This is a genomic window from Streptomyces sp. SID3212, from assembly GCF_009865405.1.
GTDB lineage: Bacteria > Actinomycetota > Actinomycetes > Streptomycetales > Streptomycetaceae > Streptomyces.
This window is the reverse complement of the sequence record NZ_WWJY01000802.1, coordinates 1-4,291: the sequence shown is the minus strand read 5'-3', so window position 1 is coordinate 4,291 and position 4,291 is coordinate 1. Positions and strand designations below refer to the sequence as shown.

Sequence of the window (4,291 nt, the reverse complement as noted above, 5' to 3'; positions counted from 1 at the left end):
GCCCGCACCCCACCCCCCACCCCCACCCGGCTAGGCTGCCCCCGTGAAGGTCCTTGTCATCGGCGGCGGTGCCCGCGAACACGCCCTGTGCCGCTCTCTCTCCCTCGACCCCCAGGTCACCTCGCTCCACTGCGCGCCCGGCAACGCCGGTATCGCCGACGTGGCCGAGCTGCACCCGGTCGACGCCATGGACGGCGCGGCCGTCGCCCGCCTCGCCACCGAACTGGAAGCTGGGCTCGTGGTCGTCGGACCCGAGGCGCCCCTGGTCGCCGGGGTGGCCGACGCCGTACGGGACGCGGGCATTCCCTGCTTCGGCCCGTCCAAGGAAGCGGCCGAGCTGGAGGGCTCCAAGGCCTTCGCCAAGGACGTGATGGCCGCGGCGAACGTCCCGACCTCCCGTAGCTACGTCTGCACCACCCCCGAACAGATCGACGACGCGCTCGACGCGTTCGGAGCCCCGTACGTCGTCAAGGACGACGGTCTCGCCGCCGGCAAGGGTGTGGTCGTCACCGACGACCTCGCCGTCGCCCGCGCGCACGCGCTCGCCTGCGACCGGGTGGTCATCGAGGAGTTCCTCGACGGCCCCGAGGTCTCCCTCTTCGCCGTCACCGACGGCGTCACCGTCCTCCCCCTCCAGCCCGCGCAGGACTTCAAGCGCGCCCTGGACGGCGACGAGGGCCCCAACACCGGTGGCATGGGCGCGTATTCACCGCTCCCGTGGGCGGACCCCAAGCTGGTCGGCGAAGTCCTCGAGACGGTTCTCCAGCCGACCGTGGACGAACTGCGCCGCCGCGGAACGCCGTTCTCGGGGCTCCTGTACGCGGGTCTCGCGATCACCAGCCGCGGGGTACGGGTGATCGAGTTCAACGCCCGCTTCGGCGACCCCGAGACACAGGTGGTCCTCGCCAGGCTCAAGACCCCGCTGGCGGCGGTCCTGCTCGGGGCGGCGGAGGGCACGCTCGCCGACCTGCCGTCGCTGACCTGGCGCGACGACGCGGCCGTGACCGTGGTGGTCGCCTCGCACAACTACCCGGACACCCCGCGCACCGGCGACCCCATCGGCGGCCTGGACGAGATCGCGGAGCAGGACGCGCCCGAGGCGTACGTACTGCACGCCGGGACCCGCCTGGACGACAACGGCACCGTGGTGACGGCGGGCGGCCGGGTGCTCTCCGTGACGGCGACGGGCAAGGACCTGGCGCAGGCGCGGGAGCGCGCGTACGAGGCACTGGGCCGCATCCGCCTGGACGGCGGGCAGCACCGTACGGACATCGCTCGGGCGGCGGCGGAGGCGTAGGCCTCAGCGGCCGGAGGTAGTCGGCAAGCAGCAGTAGTACGGGCGGCTCGGTCACCGGGCCGCCCGTTGCCGTACCCCGCGCCCGTGCCCCGCGCCCGTACTCCGTGGTTTCCGCGCGCCGCAGCTCCACCGCGCTCCGCGAAAACGCTGCTATCCAGCCGTGTCAGCAGCTCTGACCAAAGCCATTCCATCGAGTGACGAGTAGGCCATCCGGATGACGGTCGGCACAGCGCCAACTAGGGTGCGGCGCAAGCATTCCGGCACTTGGCCCACCGGCATTGCGATGTCAGTGGCGGGTGCCACAGTGGGGGAGTGAGCACTACCAGCGCGGGGCGGAGGGGGTGAGGTCCGGCCATGTCAGGTTCGGTTGTCGGTGAGGAGATCGGCGTGCGGGGCGCCCGTTCCCGGGCCCTCGCCGTGCTGCGCGTCCGCGGCAGAGCGCTGGGGATCGCGGTGCTGCCCGCGGCTGTCGCCGTCGTGCTGCTCGCCGCCGGTGCGTCGGGTCATCTGCTCGGCGGGGGGTGGGACACGGCCCGCTGGGCCGTGACGGCGTTCGCGGTCGTCGTGCTGGTGCTCGCGGTCGCCGTGGGGGTGGTGATCGCCCACGCCAGGCCGGCCCTCAGCCCCACCGTCCCGGTCACGGAGCGTGCCGCGCCCGACCTCTACCGGCTGGTCCGGGACCTCGCCGACCGGCTCGACGTCCCCATGCCCTCCGCCATAGCGCTCACCCCGGACTGCGACAGCTGGCTGGAGGACCGTACGCATCCGGCGCACGCCCGCCTCCTCTCCGGCGGCGCCCGCCGGCGCCGCGTCCCCGCCGCGCCCGTCCTGGTCATCGGATCGCCCTTCCTGTGGTGGATGCGCGTCGCGGAGCTGCGGGCGGTGCTGGCTCCCGTGGTCGCGGGTACGGGGCCGTCGGCGCATCCGGACATAGCCGCCGCCCGCCGGTTCGTACGGGGGCTGGACGCGGCGGTGGCCGTGGCGACCCGCCCAGGTCGGAGTGCGGTACGGCGCGTGCCGCTCATTCTGGTCGGCCTCGTGGCCCAGCTGCTGCTGCGCGCCTGCGGTGAGCATGCCGCGCTGATGGAGCGGGGTGTCGCGGCGGCGGCGTCCGAGCGGGCGCAGGGCGTCGACTACGGGCTGCGGATCCAGGCCCAGGAACAGGTCGGCCTCGCCTACGCCGGCTGGGACCGGCTGCTGACCCGGGTCGCGCTGCCCGCGTGGCGCATGGGCCGGTGGCCCTCGCGGCTGGACGCGGGCGTGGTCTCGGCCCTGACGGAGCTGTCCCGCCGCGACCGCCTCGCCGAGGGCTTCACGTCCCGGCTCGGCGAACGTCCGGCCTGCGACCTGCTCGAAGAGCCCGGTCTGGTGGACGAGGCCACGTCCCTGCTCGCCGCCCGCCTCTTCCACGGCGGGCCGGCGGAGGCGGGTCCCGACTGGTCGCCGGTGGACTGGCAGCAGTATCCGGAGGAGGTCGTCGACCGCAAGTGGCGCGCGGAGGCGGCGCGGCTGCACCGGGTGCTGGACGGGATGGGGGTACGGCGTTCGCCGGGTCAGCCGGGGCCGACGCTGGACCGCGTGATGGATCACCTGTCGGAGGTGGGGGGCGAGGGCCCGGCGGATTCAGGCGCAGGCGTCGGTACGGAGGTCGGTACGGAGCGCGCGGATCGTGCGGGTCCCTCGGCCGAGGACGAGGCCGGGCTCCCGCGCCCGGAGGCGGACGCCCTCTCCGCCGACGCCCGCATGTCCTCGGACCCGCACGAACACGACGCCGGTGACTCCGACGGCGACTTCGACGGCGACTCCGAGGGCGGCTCCGACGGTGACTCCGAGGGCGGCTCCGACGGCGACGGTGAGCCTGGTCGTTCCCCCCGGGGTGACGCCCTCGCCGCCGGGATCAGCGCGGAGGTGGCCCGGGAGGAGGCCGCGACGCCGCCGGTGCCCGCGGAGTCGGTGGGCGAGGTGCTGGTGCCGTGGGGGACGGACCCGTTGCCGCTGTTCCCGCTCCAGCCGCCCCGTACGGGCCGCGAACTGCTCGCCGACCACGTCACCGCGATGGTCTGCTGCTCCGCCGTCGACACGGCGGGCGCCGCGCCCGGCCTGGACTGGCTCGACGGCCCGGCCCTCCTGATCGACGGCGAACGCCGGGTGGATCTGGCGGGTCCTGTGCTCAGCCTGGTCGAGGACGGCGACGCGGGGCCGCTCCGCTCCTGGCTGACAGCGGTGGGCGTACGAGCGGAGAAGCCGGTCCGCCTCGTCTAGGGCCCGTCCAGGGCGTGTTCGCGAAGTGGTGTCCGGCTCGCGGCGTCCCCACTTCGCGGACATGCCCTGGGGGATGTCCGGACGCGCCCTAGCGCGCGTCCGGCTCGTCGCGCGTGAGGCCGGGCGCTTGCGGCAGAGCCGCGCGGAGGGCGGGCCGTGCGCCGGCGCCCAGGATCTGGCGCTCCGAGGTGCCCGGGAGGACCGGCAGTTCGGCCCAGTGAGTGACCTGCTCGGGCGTCGAGCCACCGTACGGCAGGCGCACCACCCTGTCCGAGTCCACGAAGCAGTCGCGGAACAGCGTTCCGGTCCGCTCATCGACGTGACTGGAGTGGAAGTAGGTGGGCAGGACCAGCCAGTACTCCTCGCCCGCCCGTGAGTCGGCGTCCTCCCCTTCGGGATCGCCGGGATAGCGCCCGGTGATCGCCCCCATCACACAGTCACTGTCCTTGGGCAGCCGGTCGAGAGCACTGACCCATTCCACTTCTACGGTGTGCAACGCGCCGCCCCTTCTCCGCTACCGCCGAATCGGCGGTAGCGCCGAATCGCCGTACCGCTCGCCGAGTTGACCACCGCCGCACCGACGAGCCCGTGCCCAGGATGCCACCGCTCCCACCCCCTGTCCGACGAATATCGCCCGACGTGCGCTGCCTGGCACGCACGTTCGCCACGGTGAACGAACGCGGCGCGGCACGGACCCTGGTACGAACTCGCGGATCCATCCCCCCGGCCCCC

The 4,291-nt window shown here is 74.0% G+C and carries 3 protein-coding genes; 2 read left to right on the top strand and 1 reads right to left on the bottom strand.

The genetic code is table 11. From position 1 onward, the window contains the following. Positions 1-43: 43 nt before the first annotated feature. Together purD and GT042_RS24435 are read left to right on the top strand one after the other, a co-directional pair. On the top strand, positions 44-1,297 hold the full coding sequence (gene purD / locus GT042_RS24440; protein ID WP_161310884.1) for a phosphoribosylamine--glycine ligase: 1,254 nt from the start codon (positions 44-46) through the stop codon (positions 1,295-1,297). 354 nt (positions 1,298-1,651) lie between these two features. Continuing rightward, positions 1,652-3,559, top strand: coding sequence for a hypothetical protein (locus GT042_RS24435; protein ID WP_161310883.1), 1,908 nt, complete (start codon positions 1,652-1,654; stop codon positions 3,557-3,559). 88 nt (positions 3,560-3,647) lie between these two features. On the opposite strand, the gene GT042_RS24430 is transcribed toward GT042_RS24435, so the two are convergent. Beyond that, positions 3,648-4,055 (bottom strand): AQJ64_40280 family protein, encoded by a 408-nt coding sequence (locus tag GT042_RS24430; RefSeq protein WP_161310882.1) that lies wholly within the window; start codon positions 4,053-4,055, stop codon positions 3,648-3,650. Positions 4,056-4,291: the final 236 nt, after the last annotated feature.